The organism is Streptomyces sp. NPDC043861 (assembly GCF_056435905.1).
This window is the reverse complement of record NZ_JBWKDP010000005.1, coordinates 448,719-472,449: the sequence shown is the minus strand read 5'-3', so window position 1 is coordinate 472,449 and position 23,731 is coordinate 448,719. Positions and strand designations below refer to the sequence as shown.

Annotated in this window: 18 protein-coding genes; 5 read left to right on the top strand and 13 right to left on the bottom strand. The window is 71.3% G+C overall.

All coding sequences use genetic code 11. The annotated features are described in order from the left end of the window. Nucleotides 1–39 precede the first annotated feature (39 nt). Nucleotides 40–507, top strand: coding sequence for an RDD family protein (locus AC068D_RS15635; RefSeq protein WP_478823553.1), 468 nt, complete (start codon nt 40–42; stop codon nt 505–507). 179 nt (nt 508–686) lie between these two features. On the opposite strand, the gene AC068D_RS15630 is transcribed toward AC068D_RS15635, so the two are convergent. The 4 genes from AC068D_RS15630 to lipB form a co-directional block, all read right to left on the bottom strand. Then, nucleotides 687–1,391, bottom strand: a complete 705-nt coding sequence (locus AC068D_RS15630) for a DUF4191 domain-containing protein (protein ID WP_478823552.1) — start codon at nt 1,389–1,391, stop codon at nt 687–689. A gap of 19 nt (nt 1,392–1,410) precedes the next feature. Beyond that, the gene (locus tag AC068D_RS15625) at nt 1,411–1,614 is read right to left on the bottom strand and encodes an SCO2195 family GlnR-regulated protein (RefSeq protein WP_478823551.1); all 204 of its coding nucleotides are present in this window, start codon (nt 1,612–1,614) and stop codon (nt 1,411–1,413) included. 230 nt (nt 1,615–1,844) lie between these two features. After that, nucleotides 1,845–2,825, bottom strand: a complete 981-nt coding sequence (lipA, locus tag AC068D_RS15620) for a lipoyl synthase (RefSeq protein WP_478823550.1) — start codon at nt 2,823–2,825, stop codon at nt 1,845–1,847. Nucleotides 2,826–2,940: 115 nt separating this feature from the next. Further along, nucleotides 2,941–3,759, bottom strand: a complete 819-nt coding sequence (gene lipB / locus AC068D_RS15615; protein ID WP_478823549.1) for a lipoyl(octanoyl) transferase LipB — start codon at nt 3,757–3,759, stop codon at nt 2,941–2,943. Nucleotides 3,760–3,967: 208 nt separating this feature from the next. Between lipB and AC068D_RS15610 the strand changes: the two genes are divergently transcribed. Next, a complete protein-coding gene (locus AC068D_RS15610) occupies nt 3,968–5,419 on the top strand; it encodes a regulator (RefSeq protein ID WP_478823548.1) in 1,452 nt (483 codons plus the stop codon). A 167-nt stretch (nt 5,420–5,586) separates the two neighbouring features. Here AC068D_RS15610 and AC068D_RS15605 read toward each other — a convergent pair whose 3' ends face one another. Together AC068D_RS15605 and AC068D_RS15600 are read right to left on the bottom strand one after the other, a co-directional pair. Next, the gene (locus tag AC068D_RS15605) at nt 5,587–6,969 is read right to left on the bottom strand and encodes an NAD(P)/FAD-dependent oxidoreductase (RefSeq protein ID WP_478823547.1); all 1,383 of its coding nucleotides are present in this window, start codon (nt 6,967–6,969) and stop codon (nt 5,587–5,589) included. A gap of 157 nt (nt 6,970–7,126) precedes the next feature. Then, nucleotides 7,127–8,026 (bottom strand): TIGR01777 family oxidoreductase, encoded by a 900-nt coding sequence (locus AC068D_RS15600; protein ID WP_478823546.1) that lies wholly within the window; start codon nt 8,024–8,026, stop codon nt 7,127–7,129. 25 nt (nt 8,027–8,051) lie between these two features. On the opposite strand from AC068D_RS15600, the gene AC068D_RS15595 reads away from it, so the two are divergent. After that, on the top strand, nt 8,052–8,576 hold the full coding sequence (locus AC068D_RS15595; RefSeq protein WP_478823545.1) for a GNAT family N-acetyltransferase: 525 nt from the start codon (nt 8,052–8,054) through the stop codon (nt 8,574–8,576). A gap of 56 nt (nt 8,577–8,632) precedes the next feature. On the opposite strand, the gene AC068D_RS15590 is transcribed toward AC068D_RS15595, so the two are convergent. Further along, entirely contained in the window at nt 8,633–9,151 is a 519-nt protein-coding gene (locus AC068D_RS15590) for a DUF4240 domain-containing protein (RefSeq protein WP_478823598.1), read from the bottom strand. Between the two features lie 110 nt (nt 9,152–9,261). Between AC068D_RS15590 and AC068D_RS15585 the strand changes: the two genes are divergently transcribed. Further along, nucleotides 9,262–10,182, top strand: a complete 921-nt coding sequence (locus AC068D_RS15585) for an SDR family oxidoreductase (protein WP_478823544.1) — start codon at nt 9,262–9,264, stop codon at nt 10,180–10,182. Here the strand turns inward: AC068D_RS15585 and AC068D_RS15580 are convergent. The 6 genes from AC068D_RS15580 to AC068D_RS15555 form a co-directional block, all read right to left on the bottom strand. After that, complete coding sequence (locus tag AC068D_RS15580; protein ID WP_478823543.1) at nt 10,173–11,153, bottom strand: helix-turn-helix transcriptional regulator; 981 nt, start codon at nt 11,151–11,153, stop codon at nt 10,173–10,175. The genes AC068D_RS15585 and AC068D_RS15580 overlap by 10 nt on opposite strands. A 335-nt stretch (nt 11,154–11,488) precedes the next feature. Continuing rightward, complete coding sequence (gene aceE / locus AC068D_RS15575) at nt 11,489–14,173, bottom strand: pyruvate dehydrogenase (acetyl-transferring), homodimeric type (protein ID WP_478823542.1); 2,685 nt, start codon at nt 14,171–14,173, stop codon at nt 11,489–11,491. Nucleotides 14,174–15,149: 976 nt separating this feature from the next. Further along, complete coding sequence (locus AC068D_RS15570; RefSeq protein ID WP_478823541.1) at nt 15,150–15,773, bottom strand: GntR family transcriptional regulator; 624 nt, start codon at nt 15,771–15,773, stop codon at nt 15,150–15,152. Nucleotides 15,774–15,881: 108 nt separating this feature from the next. Continuing rightward, nucleotides 15,882–17,633 (bottom strand): 2-oxoglutarate dehydrogenase, E2 component, dihydrolipoamide succinyltransferase, encoded by a 1,752-nt coding sequence (gene sucB, locus AC068D_RS15565; RefSeq protein WP_478823540.1) that lies wholly within the window; start codon nt 17,631–17,633, stop codon nt 15,882–15,884. Nucleotides 17,634–17,729: 96 nt separating this feature from the next. After that, nucleotides 17,730–19,118 (bottom strand): dihydrolipoyl dehydrogenase, encoded by a 1,389-nt coding sequence (gene lpdA / locus AC068D_RS15560; protein WP_478823539.1) that lies wholly within the window; start codon nt 19,116–19,118, stop codon nt 17,730–17,732. Between the two features lie 444 nt (nt 19,119–19,562). After that, nucleotides 19,563–21,107, bottom strand: a complete 1,545-nt coding sequence (locus AC068D_RS15555; protein WP_478823538.1) for a leucyl aminopeptidase — start codon at nt 21,105–21,107, stop codon at nt 19,563–19,565. Nucleotides 21,108–21,409: 302 nt separating this feature from the next. On the opposite strand from AC068D_RS15555, the gene AC068D_RS15550 reads away from it, so the two are divergent. After that, entirely contained in the window at nt 21,410–23,578 is a 2,169-nt protein-coding gene (locus AC068D_RS15550; RefSeq protein ID WP_478823537.1) for a hypothetical protein, read from the top strand. Nucleotides 23,579–23,731 lie beyond the last annotated feature (153 nt).

The following is a 23,731-nucleotide window of genomic DNA, read 5'->3' as shown; positions in this document are numbered from 1 at the left end:
GCCGGGGGTGATCAAAAGCGTGCACAGTACCGTGGGCGGGTGGACAACAGGCAAGCAATCGGTTCATGGCTCTCCGGCCCCCGAGCGGCGGCCGAGGAGATGGGCGCCGACTTCGGACACCGGGGCAAGCGGCTCGGGCTGCCGGAAGCGGGGCCGGGAGCCATCGCCCCGCTGGGACGGCGTTTCGGGGCCATATTCATCGACTGGGCCCTGTGCATGCTGATCGCATACGGGCTGCTCGCGAACGGCGACCAGAAGACCGCGGGCAACTGGGCGCTGCTGGTCTTCTTCGTGCTGAGCGTGCTCACCGTCGGCATCCTGGGCAGCACGCCGGGTAAGCGGATTCTCGGCATCCGGGTCGTCGCCGAGGGCGGCGGCCGGCTGGGCGCGGGGTGGGCCGTCGTACGCAGCGTGCTGCTCTGCCTCGCCATCCCCGCCCTCGTCTGGGACCGCGACGGTCGGGGGCTGCACGACCGGCTGTCCCGCGCCGTGCAGGTGCGGATCTGACCCCTCCGCAGCATCGGGACACGAGCGCGGTACGGGTGCGAGTGCCCGTGCAGAGGAGGCGCCCGGCAGTGATGTCCGGAAGCAGTCGCATGTCGGAGCGAGGACACGTGCGGAAGTGACGAGAAGGGCGCCCCGGTCCGGCCGGGGCGCCCTTCTCGTACTCGTAGAGACGGGGAAGGTCAGCGCATCTTTCCGCCGCGCGGCATCCGCATGCCCTTCGGCATCGGCCCCTTGGGCAGTGGCATGTTGCTCATCAGGTCGCCCATGGCACGCAGCCGGTCGTTCGTCTGCGTCACCTGGGGACCGCTCAGGACCCGGGGGAGCTTCACCATCGTGGCGCGCAGCTTCTTCAGCGGCACCTGGCCCTCGTCGGTGCCGACGATGATGTCGTGCACCGGGACGTCCACGACGATCCGGTTCATCTTCTTCTTCTCGGCCGCCAGCAGCGTCCTCAGCCGGTTCGGGTTGCCCTCGGCCACCAGCACGATGCCGGCCTTGCCGACGGCCCGGTGGACGACGTCCTGGCTCCGGTTCATCGCGACCGCAGGGGTCGTGGTCCAGCCGCGTCCGATGTTCTGCAGGACCGCGGCCGCCGCACCCGGCTGTCCCTCCATCTGCCCGAAGGCAGCTCGCTCGGCGCGGCGTCCGAAGACGATCGCCATCGCGAGGAAGGCCAGCAGGAAGCCCAGAATGCCCAGATAGATCGGGTAGTCGATCAGGAAGCCGATCGCGAGGAAGACACCGAAGGTGACGATTCCCACAGCGGCGATGACAAGACCGATTTTCGGGTCGGCTCGCCGGGTCATCTTGTACGTCAGGGCGATCTGCTTGAGTCGCCCGGGATTCGCAGAGGCAGCAGTCTCTGCCTGTTCCTTCCTCGCCATGCTGTGAAGTTTACGTTGCTCAGGAGGAGCGGGTCAGCGTGGCCTCCAGCACGTGCTGTGCCTCGACCCGGTCCTTGGCGCGGCGCCGGTCCTCGAGCACCGCCGTCCAGGCGTTGCGGCGGGCGGTGCGTTGACCGCCGCGCAGGAGTACGGACTCCACGGCGCGGAGGGTCTGGGTGAGGGACGGGAAGGCGTTGGCGCGTACGGAGGTCGCGGCCTGCATGGTGTGGGTCTCCCTCGGGGGCGGGGTGGGAAACGGAAGTGCGCTGCGGTGCGTGAAGACAGCGTCACTGATTGGTGTTACCAGTGCGTGACTGGCTGGTCAAACACTGATGAAACCTTTATTCGGAGTTGCGGAATGCCGACGCGGCCCGTAAGCGCCTCCGACCTGCGAAGGGCGTACGGGCCGCGCCGATTCGGCCATTACTGGCCAGTAATATCTTGTGCGGGAATTCACACGGAGCTGGGGGCCGCCTGGGTGGCCGCCGCGGCCTCGCCGCGCTTCTCCATGGCCTGCTGGAACAGCCGTCCCGCCCGGTACGAGGAACGGACCAGAGGGCCGGACATCACACCGGAGAAGCCGATCTCCTCGGCCTCCTCCTTCAGCTCCACGAACTCATGCGGCTTCACCCAGCGCTCGACGGGGTGGTGCCGGACCGATGGGCGCAGGTACTGCGTGATCGTGATCAGCTCGCAGCCCGCCTCGTGCAGATGCCGAAGCGCTTCGCTGACCTCCTCGCGGGTCTCGCCCATGCCGAGGATGAGGTTCGACTTGGTGACGAGCCCGGCGGCACGGGCTTCCGTGATCACCTTCAGTGAGCGCTCGTAGCGGAAGCCGGGGCGGATGCGCTTGAAGATCCGCGGCACGGTCTCGACGTTGTGTGCCAGCACCTCGGGGCGGGAGGAGAAGACCTCGGCCAGCTGGTCCGGCTCCGCATTGAAGTCGGGGATCAGCAGCTCGACCTTGGTCCGCCCGGCCTCGCGGGCCGCCGTCTGCGCGTGGATCTGGCGCACGGTCTCCGCGTACAGCCAGGCGCCGCCGTCCTCCAGGTCGTCGCGCGCGACGCCGGTGATGGTGGCGTAGTTCAGGTCCATCGCGACGACGGACTCGCCGACACGGCGCGGCTCGTCACGGTCGAGGGCCTGCGGCTTGCCCGTGTCGATCTGACAGAAGTCACAGCGCCGGGTGCACTGGTCACCGCCGATGAGGAAGGTCGCCTCGCGGTCCTCCCAGCACTCGAAGATGTTCGGGCAGCCGGCCTCCTGGCACACCGTGTGCAGACCCTCGCTCTTCACGAGCTTCTGCAGCTGGTTGTACTCGGGGCCCATCTTCGCCCGGGTCTTGATCCACTCGGGCTTGCGCTCGATGGGGGTCTGGCTGTTCCGGACCTCCAGTCGCAGCATCTTGCGTCCGTCGGGTGCGACAGCGGACACGACCGGCTCCCTACTTCGATTCCTCGGCGCACACCAGGGTACGCCCGATGTTCTGATGCCCTTACCCGTGGCCAACCTCTGGCCAGAGGGAGGCATTCCTCAGGCGAGGCATTCCTCAGACGGCGGGCACGGGGTCCGGCCCGTTCTCGCGCTCGACGGAGCGCGGCTTCAGGTCCGCTTTCTCCAGTACGTCACGCAGATGCTTCTCGACGACCGGGAGGACCTCCGCGATCGTCACGTCCCGGCCCAGCTCGTTCGCGAGCGAGGCGACGCCGGCGTCACGGATGCCGCACGGCACGATCCGGTCGAACCAGGTGTTGTCCGGGTTCACGTTAAGGGCGAAACCGTGCATCGTCACGCCCTTGGCGACGCGGATGCCGATGGCGGCCAGCTTGCGGTCCTCGCGGCGCTGGCCGGCGTTGGAGGGGGCGTACTCGGGTCCGCTGAGCCGTGGGTCGAACTCCTCGTCGTGCAGACGCGGGTCGAAGTCGAGGGACAGCCCTCCGACCTGCGGACGCTGCTCGACGGGGTCGCCCAGGACCCAGACGCCGCTGCGGCCCTCGACCCGGCTGGTCTCCACACCGAACTCCGCGCAGGTGCGGATCAGTGCCTCCTCGAGCCGCCGCACATGGGCCACCACGTCCACGGGGCGGGGCAGCTGCATGATCGGGTAGCCGACGAGCTGGCCCGGGCCGTGCCAGGTGATCTTGCCGCCGCGGTCGACGTCGACGACCGGGGTGCCGTCCAGGGGGCGCTCGCTGTCCTCCGTGCGCCGTCCAGCCGTGTAGACGGGCGGGTGCTCCAGCAGCAGACACGTGTCGGCGATCTCATCGGCGAACCGGGCCGCGTGCACGCGGCGCTGCTCGTCCCAGGCCGCCTGGTACTCGACGGCGTCGCCACCGAAGCCCAGATGGACAAATCGCAGCTCGCTCACCGTTGGCCCTCCTCAAGCTTGCACGGTGCACTCATCGCGCCCGGTCACTCTACGACTCACGCCGCACCCGTCAGCGCCGCCCTCAATCCTCACACGATCGGATGAATGCGGTGTCAAGGTCGCGGATGGGTCGGTTAGGCCCGCTAAATTCGCGCCGTTCCATATGGGCTGCACCCGCGGGCCCGGAAGGCAGGAGACCGCACAGCTGATGACGGAACGACCCCCGCAGCGAACCCCCAACCGCCAGCTCGCCGCGCTCATCGCCGAGGCCGGGTTCTCCAACGCGGGGCTCGCCCGCCGGGTGGACCAGCTCGGCCTGGAGCACGGCCTCGACCTGCGGTACGACAAGACGTCGGTGACCCGGTGGCTGCGCGGGCAGCAGCCCCGCGGCACGACGCCGGCCCTGATCGCCGAGGTCTTCACCCGGCGGCTCGGAAGGCGGCTGTCCGCACAGGACCTGGGGCTCGACGCATGCGCGCCGGTCTACGCCGGGCTGGAGTTCGCGGCCACGCCCGAGGAGGCCGTGGACATCGTCGGCGGGTTGTGGCGCAAGGACTCGGGCAGCCACGCCGAGCTCCGGAAGATCGCATTCACCCCGGCCGGGCTGGTCGTACCGAGCCGGGACTGGCTGATCGGACGGGCGGACGAGCGGGTCGGCCGACCGGACCCGGCCGCCGCCCAGCAGGGACCGGGACGGGTGCCCTCGCAGGGCCGGGCCTCCCTGCCGCGCCAGCGGGGGACGGACCGGACACCCGGTCAGAGGGTCTCCTCCGGGGACATCTCGGCGCTGCGCTCGGTCGGTGAACTCTTCCGCACGCTCGACCAGGCCTACGGTGGCGGCCATGCGCGCCAGGCCCTGGTCCGCTACCTGGAGCACGAGGCCGAACCGATGCTGCGGGGCAGCTACGGGGAGACGACGGGACGTCGGCTGTTCGCGGCCGTCGCCGACCTGACCCGGCTCGCCGGATGGACGTCGTACGACATCGCCGCGCACGGCCTCGCCCAGCGGTACTTCGTCCAGGCGCTGCGGCTGGCCCAGGCCGCGGGGGACCGGACGTACGGGGCGTACGTCCTGGTCACGATGGCGCGGCAGGCGGTCTATCTGGGCCACGGGCGGGAGGCGGTGCAGCTGACCCGAGTCGCCCAGCAGGGCGTCGGGGCCTCCGCCCCACCGGTCGTCCAGGCACTGCTCCACGCGGTCGAGGCCAGGGGGCACGGCGTGCTCGGCGAGGTCCGGGCCTGTACGACCTCGCTCGTGCGCGCCGAAAGGGCGACGGAGGCGGCCCGGCCCGGTGACGATGTGCCGCACTGGGCCCGCTTCTTCGACGAGGCACAGCTGGCGGACGAGTTCGGGCACTGCCACCGCGACCTCCAGCAGTACCGCGCGGCGGTACAGCACGCGGAGCGCTCCCTCCAGCTCCGTTCACCCGGGTACGCCCGCAGCCGGCTCTTCTGCCGCGTGGTGCTCGCCTCGGCGCGCCTGGGGCTCGGCGAACTCGACCAGGCATGCGCCCTTGGTGCCGAGGCCGCCCAGCAGGCCTCGGAGATGCGCTCGGCCCGAGCTGCCGACTACATCCGCGATTTCGAACGCCGCCTGGAGCCCTACCGCGACGCGGCGGCGGTGCGGGGGTACCGCGACCGGGTGACGGCGATCGGCTGACGCGGGCTGCCGTCCGGCGCCGCACCGGGTCCGGACGGCGCAGCGTCCACCCCCCACCCGGGTCCGGGTCCGGGTGCTCGTGCTCGGCGGCGTGAGGCGACCCGTCCCGGCTCCGTCATCGGCCGCCGGACGGCCGGGGCCGCCCCGCCCGGGCGTGTGGCGGGGCTTCAGGCGGCCGCGGTGGTGAGTGGAGCGGTCGCGTACCCCGGCTGGATGCCGAAGTCGCGCAGGATCGCGTGAGCCGCCCGGCGGCCCGAGAACAGGGCGCCCTGGACGGTGCTCGTGTCGCGATGGTCGCCGCAGACGTAGAGCCCGTCGAGCAGTCGTACCGCACGGCGGGCATCGTGCGGCGCGGGCATCGCGGGCACGGCTTCCGGCTCGTGATGGAGGGCCAGCAGCTCCCAGTCGTCCGTGGGGGAGCCGTAGAGGGCGGCGAGATGGCTGCGCACCCGGCGGTCCGCGTCGGCGGGCGGGCGGCCCAGGACGGTGGAGGTGATCAATGCACGGCCGTGCGGGGCACGGGAAGGGTCGACCTCGCTCATCACCGTGGTGTGCGAGACGGGACCGGTGCGGTCGGCGTCCAGGATCAGCGCCGGCTCACGCAACGGCGGGACGGGCGCGGTGTGGTGGAGGACCGTCACCGGATGGTGGGCGGGGACGCGGAGGCCGGGCAGCAGGGCGGCGGCACTGCGCGCACCGGTGGCGAGGAGCAGCGAGCGGCAGCTGAGGCGGCCGGTCTCCTTGGTGGTCACGGAGCTTGTCGAAGCGTCGGTGACGCGTACCCCCGTGTGGACCGTTCCGGGGGGCAGGGCGTCCGCCAGGCGCTCGGGCAGTGCGGCGGCGCCACCCGCCGGAACGCACAGCCGGCCGCGGGTGAATCCGCGCAGTGCCAGGTCGGCGCACCGGCTGGAGCCGGTGAGCTCCGGGTCGAGAAGCAGGGCGGAGAGCAGGGGGTGCAGAAAGCCGCTGACGCTACGGGCGGGGAATCCGCGGGCGTACAGGGCATCCAGAGCCGGGAGTTCCGGGCGTGCGAGAAGACGACGGGGCGGGGTGGCGGCGAGGCGGCCGAGTGCCGCCGCGAGGCGAGCCTGGTCGAAGGCCTCACCGAGGGGCGTGCGGGGGGCGCTTGCGAGGGCGCGCGCAGCGGTGAGTGCTCCCCCGACGCTCCGCGGGGAGTGGGCGGACCCCCGGCGCGCGCTGTGCCGTACGCCTGCCCTCTGGTGACGGCCCTCACTGTGCACGAGCACCCCGGGCGAGAACGGCCGCAGTTCGAGATCCCCCAGCCCGGGGGTGCGGCGCAGCTCGGGATACGAAGTGCTGAGCAACTGCCCGATCCGGTCGAGCAGAAACCCGTCGACCTGTTCCGTGGCCATCCGGCCGCCGACCCTGGACTCTGCCTCCAGAACGGTGACCGTGACCCCTGCACTGGTCAACAGATGAGCCGCCGACAGGCCGGCAAGACCGGCCCCGACGATGACGACGTCCGCGTGGCGTGCGCTGCTGAGCACGTGCCCCTCCCCGAGGTCGGCGCGGCTGGTGTGGGGCCTCATGCCCGGAACCGGCCTGCGTAATGCGGAAGTTCGGGTGGAGAGTAGAAACCCTGCCGCCAGGCGCCCGCCAGCCGCGCACATCGGTCGCCCGGCAGCACGGAGTCGCACGTGTGTGCGCCTCCTTCTCCCCGGCAGGGGCCTGCGCGGCGCGCAGCGGTCAGCGAAGTGCCGCGCGGATCGCTCCGTCGATCGACGGGAATTCGAAGGTGAACCCGGAATCGAGAAGCTTCCTGGGGAGCACGCGCTGACTGCCGAGGACGTCCTCGGCGAAGTCGCCGAGGGCGACACGGAGAGCGGCCGGCGGAACCGTGAAGAGCGTGGGGCGATGGAGCACGCGGCCCATGGCGGCCGTCACCTCGCGGTTGGTGAGCGGCGTCGGGGCGGTGAGATTGACCGGGCCCGCGAGGCCGTCGGTGTCGACGATATGGCGGAATGCGGCGATCTCGTCATGGAGCGAGATGTAGCTCCAGTACTGGCGGCCATTGCCGAGACGGCCGCCCAGACCCGCCCGGAACAGGGGGAAGAGCCTGCCCCATGCGCCGCCCTCGCGGGCCACGACCAGCCCGGTACGGGCGAAGGCCACCCGGATGCCCGCCTCTGCCGCCGGGGCGGCCGCCGCCTCCCATTCCTCGCACACCGATGCGAGGAAGCCGGCACCGGGCGGCGCGCTCTCGTCGACGGCCCGGTCGCCCGTGTCGCCGTAGTAGCCGACGGCGGTGCCGCAGACCAGCACCCTCGGGGGCACCTCCATCGAGGCCACGGCCTCCGCGATGGTGGCCGTGCCGAGCACCCTGCTGTCCCGGATCTCCTTCTTGTACGCCTCCGTCCAGCGGCGATCTCCGACCCCCGCGCCCGCCAGATGGACGACCGCCTCGCAGCCGATGAGGCCCACCGCGTCCACATGCTGTCGGACCGGGTCCCACTGCACCTCGTCCGGGGCCTGCGCCGGCCGCCGCACCAGTCGCACCACCTCGTGCCCGTCCGTCAGCAGGGAACGCACAAGTGCCTTACCGATGAGTCCGGACGAGCCGGTGACCGCAAATCGCATGCGTCCCATCCTGCCCGGATGACACAGTGCCGTCATGTCCGAAGCCGGTGCGCCCTACGCGATACGTCCCGCACGCCTCTCCGATGACGCCGCCCTGCGCGAGCTGTGCAACGCCACCTGGTCCACCCTGCACTCCGTGCAGCCGCGGCCGATGCCGCCGTACGGCCCGTACTTCGACGCGTCCGACCGCCCCGACCACTATCTCGTCGCAGAGTCCGGTGGCGCCGGTGCGGCCGAGGGCGGGATCGCCGGATACATCTGCCTGCGCATCCCCACGCCGCTCGCCTGCAATCAGCACGTCCGTCAGATCCAGGGCCTCGCCGTGGCGGGCGGGGTGCGCGGACAGGGACTGGGGCGCTCACTGGTGCGGGCCGCCGGCGACGAGGCGCGACGCCAGGGCGCGACCCGTATCACCCTGCGCGTGCTCGGCCACAACACTCCGGCCCGCCGGCTGTACGAGTCCGAGGGGTACACCGTCGAAGGCGTTCTCCCCGGCGAGTTCTTCCTGGCCGGGCGGTACGTGGACGATGTACTGATGGGCCGTTCGCTCACCCGGTAGCGGGGATTCCTGCCGTCAGGGAGCGCATGCGCCACGTCAGTTCCCGCAGGGGACCGTCAGACCCCGAAACGCTCCCACAGCGAGGGGAAGCGCTCCGCCAGCGCCCGGTCGTTCTCGAAGTCGAACGGCGTACCCTCCGGCTCCGCCGTCTGTGACGGAATCCCCAGATCCGGTGCGACCGCGCCGGTGAGCTGCTCGTACGCCTCGTCCGCTGCGTACCCGAGCTCCTCCCCGTCCCCGTCGATCTCCTCGTCGAAGTCGTCCAGCAGACCGGCGAGCGAGTCGGGGTCATGCACGGCTCCCTCGAAGACCTCCCGCCCCTGGCCGATGAGCCAGCACCGGAAGTAGTCGAAGGCGTCGTCGCTCGCACCGCCGAGCAACACGGCCGCCGCGCCCCACAGATCCCAGCGGTACGCCCGGTTGTAGCGCGCCTCGAAGTGCCGGGCGAAGTCCAGGACGGAATCGGGATCGAGCTGCAGGAGCCGCTCCACGAGCAGCTCGGCATGGTCCTCGGGGTCGCCCTCGGCGGCCTCGCGGGTGCTGTCGATGATCTCCCAGAACTCCGTCTCGTCCATCACGGGACAAGCATCGGGGCTGGCGCCGGGCCGCGCACGTGGAGCGGCCGAAATGCTGCCTTTCGGAAATGTGGACAGAGGGTGTCGGATTTCCGTGCGACCGTCGCACCATGACGACCAACACACCACTGCAGGGGAAGATCGCGCTGGTGGCGGGCGCGACCCGGGGCGCCGGGCGCGCCATCGCCGTACAGCTGGGTGCCGCGGGCGCGACCGTCTATGTGACAGGACGAACGACCAGGGAACACACCAGCGAGGTCGGCCGGACCACCGAAACCATCGAGGAGACCGCGGAACTGGTCACCGGAGCGGGCGGCGAGGGCATCGCCGTACCCACCGACCATCTCGAGGTGGACCGCGTCAGGGAGCTCGTCGCACGCATCGACCGTGAGCAGGGCAGGCTGGACATCCTCGTCAACGACCTCTGGGGCGGCGACCACCTCCTCGACTGGAACGTCAAGATGTGGGACACCGACCTCGACCGTGGGCTGCGCCTGCTGGAGCTGGGCGTCCGCAGCCATGTCATCACCAGCAGCTGCGCCCTGCCGCTGCTGGTGCGCAACCCAGGCGGACTGCTCGTCGAGATCACCGACGGCACGGCCGAGTACAACCGCCGCTTCAGGGAGAACTTCTACTACGACCTGGCGAAGAACGCACCGATCCGGATGGCCTTCACGCTCGGCGAGGACCTGAAGGACGTCGGCTGCACCGCGGTCTGCGTCACCCCCGGCTTCCTGCGCTCCGAGCAGATGCTGGACAGCTTCGGGGTGCGCGAGGAGAACTGGCGCGATGCCGTCGCCAAGGAGCCGCACTTCGCCGTGGCCGAGTCGCCCGTCTATGTGGGCCGGGCGGTGGCGGCCGTCGCCGCCGACCCCGACCGGGCGCGCTGGAACGGCCAGTCGCTCTCCAGCGGACAGCTCGCCAAGGTGTACGGCTTCACGGACTCCGACGGCAGCCGGCCGGACGCCTGGGGGTACTTCCTGGACGTCGTCCACGGCGGAAAGGAGGGGTCGGTGGACGACTACCGCTGAGCGTCGTCACCGGCCGCCGAGTACCGGTCGTGCATACGGGCCGCTGCCTCCGCGAACCGCTCGCGGAGGTCCGCCGGCTCCAGCACTTCCAACTCGGGGCCGAGGGAGAGGAGCTGGCCGAATGCCACCTCCTGCGACTCGACGGGCAGGGTCACGGTGACGCGGCCCTGCCCGTCCGGCGGCCCCGCGGACTCCAGGGCCTCACGGGCGGCGGCGCGGTCCGTGGCGTAGGGGAGGAGTCGGACACCGTCGGGAGAGAGCCGGACGACGACCGCGGCGCGCAGGATCGAGCGGGCGAACTGCGCGGCACGCGCCTCCCAGAACGCGGGCAGGTCGAACGACTCGTCCCGTTCGAAGCGGGCCTCGCACAGTGCGGCCGAGGTGAAACGGTCGATGCGGTAGACCCGGAAGTTCGTGCCGTCGGCCCGGGCGCACAGGTACCAGACACCGGCCTTCAGGACGAGCCCGTACGGCTCCAGCTGCCGGTCCGCGTCCCGGTAGCGCGCGGCCACCACCCGGTCGTCCCAGACCGCCTCCGCGATGACCGGAAGGAGATCCGGGGTCTCCGGTTCCTGGTACCAGCCGGGCGCGTCCAGATGGAACCGCTGCGCCGCCGACCGTGAGGCGTCCTTCAGGGACGGCAGCAGCGCGGCGGACACCTTGAGCTGTGCGGCGGAGGCCACGTCCTCCAGACCCATCTCCCGCAGCGCTTCCGGCACCCCGGACAGGAACAGCGCCTCCGCCTCGCTTCTGGCCAGACCGGTCAACCGCGTCCGGTACCCGCCGACCAGCCGGTAGCCGCCCGCCCGACCCCGGTCCGCATAGACGGGGACGCCCGCCTCCGACAGCGCCAGCGCATCCCGGGTGATGGTCCGCTCGGAGACCTCGAGTTCCCGGGCGAGCTCGGCCGCGGTCATGGCGGGCCGCGACTGGAGCAGCAGGACCATCTTGATGAGCCGGGCAGCACGCATGGTGGCCATTGTCGCGGGTCCGGCCGCGCACGCCCCCGGCTGCGCCCTGCCCCCGGCTGTGCCCTGCGGAGCCGTGCGCTGCGGTGTGCCCGGTACGGCTCGCGTGCCCCGGCTGCGCCCTGCGGGCGGGCCCGTGCTGCGTGCGCCCGTGTCCGGCGGTTCCTCGCCCCTCCCCTTCCCCTGACGCCGGCCGGGCGCGGGGCCCGACGGGCCGGATGTGTGCCGGCCGGACCAAGCGGCCGGTCGGACGGTACCGGCGGTGACCGGCCCGGCAAGCACGACACCCCGGCCGCCCGAGGGGGCGGCCGGGGTGTCACGCAGTCGGTGCCGGGGCCTCAGAAGCCGTAGCGCTCGCGGGCCTCCTTGACCGCGGACGCGGGGACCTCACCACGCCGGGCGAGCTGGGCCAGCGCCGCGACCACGATCGACTGTGCGTCCACACCGAAGTGGCGCCGGGCCGCCTCACGCGTGTCGGACAGACCGAAACCGTCCGCGCCGAGCGAGGACCAGTCCTGCTCCACCCACTGGGCGATCTGGTCCGGTACCTGGCGCATGTAGTCGCTGACCGCGAGGACCGGTCCCTCGACACCCTCCAGTGCCTGGCGGACGTACGGGACACGGGACTCGCCGCGCAGTAGCGCCGCGTCCGCCTCCAGCGCATCGCGCCGCAGTTCGGTCCAGGAGGTCGCGGACCAGACGTCGGCAGTGACGTTCCAGTCGGCGGCGAGCAGCTTCTGCGCCTCCAGGGCCCAGTGGATCGCCGTACCCGAGGCGAGCAGCTGGATACGCGGGTCGCCCGTCTCGCCCTCGCCCTCGTTGAAGCGGTACAGACCGCGGACGATGCCCTCGTCGACGCCCTGCGGCTTCGCGGGCTGCGGCATCGGCTCGTTGTAGACGGTCAGGTAGTAGAAGACGTCCGCGTCCTCGCCGGGGCGGGCCCCGCCGTACATACGGCGCAGACCGTCCTTGACGATCGCCGCGACCTCGTAGGCGAACGCCGGGTCGTACGTCAGCGCCGCCGGGTTGGTCGCTGCGATCACCGGGGAGTGGCCGTCGGCGTGCTGAAGACCCTCACCGGTCAGCGTCGTACGGCCGGCCGTGGCTCCCACCAGGAAGCCCTTGCCGAGCTGGTCGGCGAGCTGCCACATCTGGTCCGCGGTCCGCTGCCAGCCGAACATCGAGTAGAAGATGTAGAAGGGGATCATCGTCTCGCCGTGCGTGGAGTACGCGGTGGCGGCGGCGATGAAGTCCGCCATGGAGCCGGCCTCGGTGATGCCCTCGTTGAGGATCTGGCCGTTCTTCGCCTCGCGGTAGTACATCAGCTGGTCGCGGTCGACCGGCTCGTACGTCTGCCCCTTGGGCGAGTAGATGCCGAGCGACGGGAACAGCGACTCCATACCGAAGGTACGGGCCTCGTCGGGGACGATCGGCACCCAGCGCTTGCCGGTCTCCTTGTCCCGGATCAGGTCCTTCACCAGCCGGACGAAGGCCATGGTCGTCGCCACCGACTGGTTGCCGGAGCCCTTGTCGAAGGCGGCGAAGGACTTCTCGGCGGGAGCGGGCAGCGGGGCGACCGGGTGCACACGGCGGGCCGGTGCCGGGCCGCCGAGGGCTGCGCGGCGCTCCTGGAGGTAACGGACCTCGGGGGAGTCCGCACCCGGGTGGCCGTACGGCACCTGGCCGTCGGCGAACCGAGCGTCGGGGATCGGCAGGCCGAGCAGATCGCGCATCGCCTTGAACTCGTCCACCGTCAGCTTCTTCATCTGGTGGTTGGCGTTCTTGGACGCGAAGCCCTCGCCGAGCGTGAAGCCCTTGACCGTCTGGGCCAGGATCACGGTCGGGGTGCCCTTGTGCTCCACGGCCGCCTTGTACGCCGCGTACACCTTGCGCGGCTCGTGGCCGCCGCGGGAGAGGTGGAAGCACTCCAGGATCTTGTCGTCGCTCAGCAGCTTCGCCATTTCGACGAGTGCCGGGTCGGAGCCGAAGAAGTCCTGGCGGATGTAGGCGGCGTCGCGGGTCTGGTACGTCTGCACCTGCGCGTCCGGTACCTCGCGGAGGCGACGGACCAGCGCGCCGGTGGTGTCGAGCTGGAAGAGCTCGTCCCAGGCGTTGCCCCAGAGGCTCTTGACGACATTCCAGCCGGCGCCGCGGAACTGGGCCTCCAGCTCCTGCACGATCTTGAAGTTCGCACGCACAGGGCCGTCGAGGCGCTGCAGATTGCAGTTGATGACGAAGGTCAGATTGTCCAGGCCTTCGCGGGCGGCGAGTGCGAGGGCCGCGGTCGACTCGGGCTCGTCCATCTCGCCGTCGCCGAGGAACGCCCAGACGTGGGACGCGGAGACGTCCTTGATACCACGGTTGGTCAGATAGCGGTTGAAGCGCGCCTGGTAGATCGCGGACAGCGGGCCGAGGCCCATCGACACCGTCGGGAACTCCCACAGCCAGGGGAGGCGCCGCGGGTGCGGGTAGGACGGCAGACCGTCGCCGCCGGACTCCTGGCGGAACTTGTCCAGGTGGGCCTCGGTGAGACGGCCGTCGAGGAAGGCACGGGCGTAGATGCCGGGGGAGGCGTGGCCCTGGATGTACAGCTGGTCGCCCGAGCCGTCGGCCTCCTTCCCGCGGAAGAAGTGGTTGAAGCCGGTCTCGTAGAGCCACGCGGCGGAGGCGAAGGTGGCGATGTGGCCGCCCACGCCGTACTTGGAGCCGCGAGTGACCATCGCGGCGGCGTTCCACCGGTTCCAGGCGGTGATCCGGCGCTCCATCTCCTCGTCACCGGCCGGTGCGGGCTCGACGGCCGTGGGGATGGTGTTGACGTAGTCCGTCTCCAGGAGCTTGGGCAGCTCGAGCCCCGTCACACCCTCGGCGTGCTGGAGGGTGCGGCGCATCAGGTACGCGGCGCGCTGTGGGCCGGCGGCCTTGGTGACGGCGTCGAGGGAGGCCGCCCATTCGGCGGTCTCCTCGGTGTCACGGTCCGGGAGCTGGTCGAGCTCGCTCGGAAGCTTGCCTACGGGGTCGGTCATGACGCCGCCTTCCGGAGAGGAGGGGGGGTGGAGAAAGGGGCCTGTCTGGCAGGACGGGGCCGTCGGACTGGTGAGTCCGCGTGAACTGTAAGCCAACGATCGATGATCGATCAAAGCGTTGAGCCAAGAACTTCTTCAGATCGAGAAAGTCGGCACAGGGTGCCGCGAATCCGGGCACGCGGTGCCGGAATCCTGGGGGTCGGGGTTGCCCTCTGTCGCCGCACGCTCGCGCTGCGGGGCGGGACCTCCGGTTGTCCGGGGTGCGGTGGGCTTGGCCGTACCGCCCGGCGGTCCGGGGTGCGAGTGGGCTCCGGTTGTCCGGGTGCGGTGGGCTTGGCCGGTACCGCCCGGCGGTCCGGGGGCGGGGCCTCCGGTCGTGCGGGGTGCGGTGGGCTTGGCCGGTACCGCCCGGCGGTCCGGGGGCGGGGCCTCCGGTCGTGCGGGGTGCGGTGGGCTTGGCCGTACCGCCCGGCGGTCCGCGGTGTCCGTCCTCGAACGCCGGACGGGCTGGGTGTGGGTGCCCGGTACAGGGGGGCGGTTCTGTGGGTGGGGCGGGGCGGTGCCCCTCCGGGCTCGGCTCCTCGGGGCCGGCGGCGTACCGCCCACCTCACGGGTAACCGGTGATCCCGTCGGCCCCTGCGGGGCCGACCCTGCACGGCCCCGCCCCAGGAGCGTTGCCGACTGCGGCCCGGTGGGCGGGTTGGCCAACCGCGGCGATCGGCCTCGCCGCCGGCCACGAGGGGTCCGTGGAGGGGTCGTGTCCGGGACGCTGAAGCGTGATGTGTGGCGCGGGCGCTGCCTTTGAGGTGACGGTCGCGCGCCGCAGATCATGCCGTCGCGGATGCGAGCCCCGGAACGGCCCCGACGTCACCGACCCGGTCCGCGACCCCGTGCACCCGGGCCGTCCGGCGTTCGAGGACGGACACCCCGGCCGAACCGACCGGCACCGCCCACGACGGAACGCGCCCCCGCAGGCTTACGCCCTCGGTGCGCAACCCAGGACGTGCGCCTTCACCAGCGCCCCGATCTGCGGGTCGCGCCGCCGGAACGCCGCGACCAGTTCCTCGTGCTCCTCCGCGTAGGACTTCTGCTTGGTGCCCAGCCAGCGGATGGACAGCGCCGTGAAGACCTCGATGCCCAGGCCCTCCCAGGTGTGCAGGAGGACGCCGTTGCCCGCCGCCTTCACCAGTTCCCGGTGGAAGGCCACCGTGTGCCGTACCTGCGCAGTCCCGTCCGCGGCACGGTCCGCCTCGTACAGCGCCGCCACATGCGGCTCCAGGGCCGAGCAGTCGTCGGCCAGGCGTCCGGCCGCCAGCTCGGCCGCGATCTGCTCCAGGCCGGCCCGGACCGGGTAGCTCTCCTCCAGGTCCGCGGCTGTCAGATTGCGTACCCGGACGCCCTTGTTGGGGGCCGACTCGATCAGCCGGAGCGACTCCAGTTCGCGCAGTGCCTCCCGCACGGGGGTCTGGCTCACGGCCAGTTCCGTGGCGATGCGACGCTCGACGATCCGCTCGCCCGGCTTCCAGCGGCCGCTGACGATGCCCTCCACGATGTGCTCGCGGATCTGATCGCGCAGCGAGTGGACGACGGGGATGGTCATGGACCGCTCCTTCAGAAGAGAAGACCCCTAGACAATACGGCGGCGCCCCCGCCGGGAAGTACTCCCGGGCGGGGGCGCCGCTGGTGAGGCTGGTTACAGCCGAGCAGCTCAGAGGCCGAGCTCGACCTCGAACTCGCCGGCCTCGAGGATCGCCTTGACCGCCGTGAGGTAGCGGGCGGCGTCGGCGCCGTCCACCAGACGGTGGTCGTACGAGAGCGTCAGGTACGTCATGTCGCGGACGCCGATGACCGTGCCCTCGGCGGTCTCGATGACGGCCGGACGCTTCACCGTGGCACCGATGCCCAGGATCGCGACCTGGTTCGGCGGCACGATGATCGTGTCGAACAGCGCACCGCGCGAGCCGGTGTTGCTGATGGTGAAGGTCGCACCGGCCAGCTCGTCCGGCGTGATCTTGTTGCCGCGGACCTTGTTCGCCAGGTCGGCGGTGGCCTTGGCGATACCGGCGAGGTTCAGGTTCCCGGCACCCTTGATGACCGGCGTCATCAGACCCTTCTCGGAGTCCACGGCGATGCCGATGTTCTCCGAGTCGAAGTAGGTGATGGTGCCCTCGTCCTCGTTGATCCGGGCGTTGATGACCGGGTGGGCCTTCAGCGCCTGGGCCGCCGCCTTCACGAAGAACGGCATCGGGGACAGCTTGACGCCCTCGCGGGCGGCGAAGGAGTCCTTGGCCAGGGCGCGCAGCTTCATCAGCTTGGTGATGTCGACCTCGACGACCGAGGACAGCTGGGCCTGGCCGTGCAGCGCCTTCATCATGTTGTCGCCGATGACCTTGCGCATGCGGGTCATCTTGACCGTCTGACCGCGCAGCGGGGAGACCTCGAGGGCCGGGGTCCTCTTCGCGGCGGCAGGGGCGGCAGCCGGAGCCGGGGCGGCCTTCGCGGCCTCGGCGGCGGCGATGACGTCCTGCTTGCGGATACGGCCACCGACGCCGGTGCCCTTGACCGTGGACAGGTCCACGCCGCTCTCGGACGCGAGCTTGCGGACCAGCGGCGTGACGTACGCGCCCTCGTCCGCGACCGTGGTGGCACGGGCCGCGGGTGCGGCAGGTGCCACCGGTGCCGGTGCCGGAGCGGCCGGAGCCGGAGCGGCCGGTGCCTCGGCGGGCGGGGCCTCGACCGGAGCCGGGGCGGGTGCCGGGGCGGGCGCAGCCTCGGCGGGCGGGGCCTCGGCCGGCGCGGGAGCCGGGGTCTGGGCCGGGGCGGCCGGAGCGGCCGGAGCGGCACCGGGGGCACCGATCACGGCGAGCTTGGCGCCGACCTCGGCGGTCTCGTCCTCGCCGACCACGATCTCCAGCAGCACACCGGCGACCGGGGCGGGGATCTCGGTGTCGACCTTGTCGGTGGAGACCTCGAGCAGCGGCTCGTCCTCGCCGACCTCCTCGCCGACCTGCTTCAGCCAGCGGGTGACGGTGCCCTCGGTGACCGACTCGCCCAGCGCGGGCAGCACGACGTCGGTGCCGGAGGCGCCGCCGGCCGGAGCGGCGGCGGGGGCCGGAGCGGCAGGGGCCTCGGCCTCGGGGGCGGCTTCGGCGACGGGCGCCGGGGCGGCCGGCGCCTCGGCGGCAGCTGCGGCCGGAGCCGGGGCGGCGGCGGGCGCGCCCGTGCCGTCGTCGATGACGGCCAGCTCGGCGCCGACCTCGACGGTCTCGTCCTCGGCGACCTTGATGGAGGCCAGGACACCGGAGGCCGGAGCGGGAATTTCGGTGTCGACCTTGTCGGTCGACACCTCGAGCAGCGGCTCGTCGGCCTCGACGTGCTCGCCCTCGGCCTTCAGCCAGCGGGTGACGGTGCCCTCGGTGACGCTCTCGCCGAGCGCCGGAAGGGTTACGGAAACCGGCATGGTTTCGGTTTCTCCTTACGGTGGGGTCTCCCCGGCTCGCGCGAAGCGTCGAGCCGGGGGAAGTGCGGTAGTGGTCGTCGCGCCCGTTGACCGAGCTCAGTCGTGGGAGTGGAGGGGCTTGCCCGCGAGGGCCAGGTGGGCCTCGCCGAGCGCCTCGTTCTGCGTCGGGTGCGCGTGGATGAGCTGCGCGACCTCGGCCGGCAGAGCCTCCCAGTTGTAGATCAGCTGAGCCTCGCCGACCTGCTCGCCCATACGGTCACCGACCATGTGGACGCCGACCACGGCACCGTCCTTGACCTGGACGAGCTTGATCTCGCCCGCAGTCTTGAGGATCTTGCTCTTGCCGTTGCCCGCCAGGTTGTACTTCAGAGCGACGACCTTGTCCGCGCCGTAGACCTCCTTGGCCTTGGCCTCGGACAGGCCCACGGAGGCGACCTCGGGGTGGCAGTACGTCACCTTCGGCACACCGTCGTAGTCGATCGGGACGGTCTTCAGACCGGCCAGACGCTCCGCCACCAGGATGCCCTCGGCGAAGCCGACGTGCGCGAGCTGGAGCGTCGGCACGAGGTCACCGACGGCCGAGATGGTCGGCACGTTGGTCTGCATGTACTCGTTGACCAGGACGTAGCCGCGGTCCATCGCGACGCCCTGCTCCTCGTAGCCCAGGCCCTGCGAGACCGGGCCGCGGCCGACGGCGACCAGCAGCACCTCGGCCTCGAACGTCTTGCCGTCGGCGAGGGTGACCCGCACACCGTCCTCGGTGTACTCGGCCTTCTCGAAGAAGGTGCCGAGGTTGAACTTGATGCCGCGCTTGCGGAAGGCGCGCTCGAGAAGCTTCGAGCTGTTCTCGTCCTCGACCGGGACGAGGTGCTTCAGGGCCTCGACGATCGTGACGTCGGTGCCGAAGGACTTCCACGCCGAGGCGAACTCGACGCCGATCACACCGCCGCCCAGCACGATCGCGGACTTCGGAACACGGTCCAGGACCAGCGCGTGGTCGGAGGAGATGATGCGGTTGCCGTCGATGGTCAGACCCGGCAGCGACTTCGGCACGGAGCCGGTGGCGAGGAGGACGTGGCGGCCCTGGACGCGCTGGCCGTTGACGTCGACGGAGGTGGGGGAGGACAGCCGGCCCTCACCCTCGATGTAGGTGACCTTGCGGGAGGCGATCAGACCCTGCAGGCCCTTGTACAGCCCGGAGATCACCTCGTCCTTGTACTTGTGGACGGCCGGCACGTCGATGCCGTCGAAGGTGGCCTTGACACCGAACTGCTCGCTCTCGCGGGCCTGGTCGGCGATCTCGCCGGCGTGCAGCAGGGCCTTGGTGGGGATGCATCCACGGTGCAGACAGGTGCCGCCGACCTTGTCCTTCTCGATCAGGGCGACGTCCAGGCCCAGCTGCGCTCCGCGCAGTGCCGCGGCGTAGCCGCCGCTGCCACCGCCGAGGATCACTAGGTCGAAAACGGTGCTGGCGTCGTTCGCCACGTCACGTCCTCCATGCATGTGCGCCGGGCGCCGGTCGTCGCAGACCCACGCGGCGGCTGGTGTTCGGCCGCTTTTCTTCGGCCCTGTGGTGGGGGCCCTGTCCTGCCGAGAACCCATCTTCGCACTTGTCGACGGAAGGCGGGACGCGGGGCCGGGGTCTGAGACGACGGGGGCGCCGCCTCCGGCATTACTGGTCCGTATGCAGTTACGTACGGACCTGCGGATTTCGTCGATGGCGAACGGAGGGGCACCGCGCCTTATTCCCGTTGTCCCGGGCCCGGCCCGCCTCCGGGACGCCAGCCGCTGCCGACGGGCGACCGTGCCCGGTCCCCATGCCCTCGGGGCACGGGGAGTGCCCCCGTCCTGTTCGACGGGGGCGCGCCCCCGGCCCGGCCCGCCGGTGTCCGGGCCCTGGCGGAATCCCGGGCCCGGACGTGACGGACGTCAGCCCAGGTCGCCCGACGCGGTGCGCTCGGCGAGCTTCACCAGGGTGCGGACCGCGGAGCCGGTGCCGCCCTTGGGGGTGTAGCCGTACGGCGCGCCCTCGTGGAACGCCGGACCTGCGATGTCCAGGTGGGCCCAGGTGATGCCCTCGCCGACGAACTCCTTCAGGAACAGACCGGCGACCAGGCCGCCGCCCATCCGCTCGCCCATGTTCGCCATGTCGGCGGTCGGGGAGTCCATGCCCTTGCGCAGGTCGGCAGGGAGCGGCATCGGCCAGGAAGCCTCGCCGGCCTCCTCGGCGATCTCGTGGATCGACGTACGGAACGCGTCGTCGTTCGCCATGATCCCGAACGTACGGTTGCCCAGCGCCAGCACCATCGCGCCGGTCAGGGTGGCCACGTCCACGATCGCGTCGGGGTTCTCCTCCGACGCCTTGGTGAGCGCGTCGGCCAGCACGAGGCGGCCCTCGGCGTCGGTGTTGAGCACCTCCACCGTCTTGCCGCTGTACATGCGCAGGACGTCACCGGGGCGGGTGGCGGTGCCGGACGGCATGTTCTCGGCGAGCGCCAGCCAGCCGGTGACGTTCACCTCGAGGCCGAGACGGGCGGCGGTGACGACGGCGGCGAACACCGCGGCCGCGCCACTCATGTCGCACTTCATCGTCTCGTTGTGACCGGCCGGCTTCAGGGAGATGCCGCCCGAGTCGTACGTGATGCCCTTGCCGACGAAGGCGAGCGTCTTCTCGGCCTTGGGGTGCGTGTACCCGAGGCGCACCAGGCGCGGGCCGTTGGCCGAACCCTGGCCGACGCCGAGGATGCCGCCGAAACCGCCCTTGACGAGTGCCTTCTCGTCGAGGACCTGCACCTTGATGCCGTGCTCCTTGCCCGCGGCGGTGGCCACGGCGGCGAACGACTCGGGGAAGAGGTCGTTCGGCGGGGTGTTGATCAGGTCGCGGGCGCGGTTGACCTCCTCGGTCAGCGCGACGGCCCGCTCGGCCGCGGCCTTGTACGCCTTGTCGCGCGGCTTGGCACCCAGCAGTGCGACCTCGGCCAGCGGCTGCTTGCCGTTGCCCTTGGCGCCCTTGGCGTTCTCGCCGCTGCCGTTCTGGTAGGCGGTGAAGGCGTAAGCGCCCAGCAGCGCGCCCTCCGCGATGGCCTCGGCGTCCTCGGTGGCCTCGACGGGCAGCGCGAACGCCGCCTTCTTCGTACCGGCCAGCGCACGGGCCGCGGAGCCCGCGGCGCGCCTCAGCGACTCGGCCTCGTACGTCTCGTCCTTCCCGGGGGCCGTGCCGAGGCCGACGGCCACCACGACCGGGGCCTTGAGACCCGACGGTGCGGGCAGCTTGGTCACCTCGCCCTCGGCTCCGGAGGCGCCGAGGGTCTCGAGGACGGTGGCGAGCTTTCCGCCGAACGCCTTGTCCACGGCCTCGGCGCCGGCGGCGACGATGAGTCCACCGCCGCCCTTCGGGCTCTTCGCGACGCCCACGACGATCGCGTCGGCGCGCAGCGTCGCAGCGCCGGCAGTGCTGAGAGTGAGAGCAGTCACGGTGGTGATTTCTCGCTTCCGTTGAGTTCGATGGCCGAAAGAGGTGGGTCGGCCTTGCCCGGCGCATCGTAATTCGGGCGAGCCGGCATACCGGAACGAGCCTACGCGCGCCAGAGATGTTCGATCACGCCAGCGGTGATTCACCCGTCCGTGGTGTCTGTGACGCGTTTGTCGTGCGGAGAGTGAGTCCTGCGTCACACTCGGGCCGAATGCGCAAGGGAGCATGTCGCTGCTTTGCATGATTTCCACAGGTCCTCCCCGGATTCTCCGCAGGGGAGGCCTCCGAGGGGTGGGGGTGCGCAATGGCGTACGGATTCAGAACGGACAGGGCTGCGAACAGCCCTGCGAACAGTACGAACAGGGCGAACAGTCTGTTGCAGGGGCCCGGCGCCCCGGAAGGGGGCGGCGGGAGCAGCGCGGGCACGACCGGCCCGGGCGGGCTCGCCGGACGGGCGGCGGTCGCACTCACCACGTCCGCGCTCCTTGTCGCGGCGCTGCCCGCGTCGACCGCCGCGGCAGCAGATCCGGCGCCGCGGGTCGACCTCAAGGTCCTGGTCGTCGACGACGGGGGCGAAGCGGTCGCGGCGGTGACCTCGGAGCTGCGCAGCACGGGGATCCCCTACAGCGTCGTCGACCTCGACGACCCGGGCCGTCCGCAGATCAGCGCGGCGTTCCTGAGCGACACCGTGAGCGGCCGGCCGCGTGCCAAGTACCAGGGGGTGGTGCTCCCGAACGAGGCTCCGTTCGGGACGGACTCCACGGGCACCGCCGAGCAGGCCGCGCTCGTCGCGTACGAGAAGACCTTCGGCATCCGCCAGGTCGACGCCTACACCTGGGCTCATCCGGGTGTCGGGCTCGACTACACCAGCGAGGGCGGCTGGTCGGGCGTGCTCGACGGGACCGAGGCAGCCGTCACCGCAGCGGGCCGCTCGGGGCCCTTCGGCTATCTCGACGGCGCGCTCACCTTCGAGGACAACGCGGCGGACGTCAGCGAGAGCTACGGATACATGGCGCGTCCGCGCGAGGGCTTCACCAGCTATGTCGACGCCCCTGTCCCGGGCGGCAACGGCAACGCCAGCCTCCTCGGCGAGTACTCCCACGACGGGCGCCGCGAACTCGTCATGACGTTCGCCTACAACCAGCACCAGCGGCAGTTCAGGCTGCTGGCACGCGGCATCGTCGAGTGGCTCACCCAGGGCGTCCACCTCGGGCAGAGCCGCAACTACTTCTCCGTCCACGTCGACGACGTGTTCGCGTCCGACGCCCGCTGGGACACCGAGCGCAACTGCACGCCCGGCGACATCGACTGCGCCGGCGGAGCCGAGGGGACCACGCCCGACATCCGGATGACCGCCGCCGACGCGCAGTACGCCGCACAGTGGCAGCAGTCCAGCGGTTTCACGCTCGACATGGTCTACAACGCGGGCGCCGGCGAGGAGTGGAAGGCCGAGCACGGCGGCACGGACGCGCTCACCGCACAACTGCTCACCGACCGTGCCAAGTACCGCTGGGTCAACCACACCTACACGCATCCGTTCCTCGGCTGTGTCCAGAACGTCTCCGTCGTCCCTTGGGAGTGCGCGAAGAACGCGAACGGCACCACGCAGTACGTGAGCCGCGCGGAAATCTCCGCCCAGATCCGCGACAACCACAACTGGGCGGTGAACAAGGGCATCGCGATCGACCGCACCGAGCTGGTCACCGGTGAGCACTCGGGACTCAGGACGCTTCCGCAGCAACCGGTGGACAACCCCAACCTGGCGCCCGCGCTCGCCGACAACGGCGTCAGGTGGATCGCGAGCGACAACTCGCGCGAGCCGCAGCAGCGTGCCGTGGGCAGTGCCCTGACGGTGCCCCGTCACCCGATGAACGTGTACTACAACGTGGGCACGGCGGCCGAGATGGCCGACGAGTACAACTGGATCTACACCGCCCAGGCGGACGGGGGCAGCGGCATCTGCGAGAGCAACCCCGCCTCGACCTGTCTGGACGAGCCGCTGGACACCGCCACCGGCTACGCGTCGTACATCGTCCCGCAGGAGGCGCGGATCGCCCTCGGCCACATCGTCGCCAACGACCCGCGGCCGCACTACGTGCACCAGTCCAATCTGGCGGAGGGGCGCATCCTCTACCCGGTGCTCGACCGGATTCTGGCCGACTACCGCTCGCTCTTCGCCGACAATGCCCCTCTGGCAAACCTCCGTCAGCGTGACGCCGGTGCGGAGCTGAGCCGCCGCTCCGCCTGGCAGAAGGCCCTCGACGACGGCAGGGTCACGGCGTACCGGATCGGCACCACCGTCACCGTCCAGGCTCCGTCCGGGGTGGCCGTGCCCGTGACGGCGCCCGAGGGCACCCGTAAGCAACTCCTGCTCGGTACGACCGTCTTCGGCACCGCCTACGCGGGGCAGAGGTCGGCATGGACCGCACCGGACCTGCTCCAGTCCGCCGTCACCCTGCGGCTGCCCGCCTGATCCGCGAGTCCCCTCTGCACGGCGCGCACCCCGGCCTTCCGGCCGGGGTGCGTCGTTTCCGCTCCGGGCCGGGCACGCCGCGGCCGGGCCCGCAGCCGAAGGAACGCCGGCCGGGGGCGTCGGCGCAGCACCGGCGGGGGGCGAGCTCCGTCC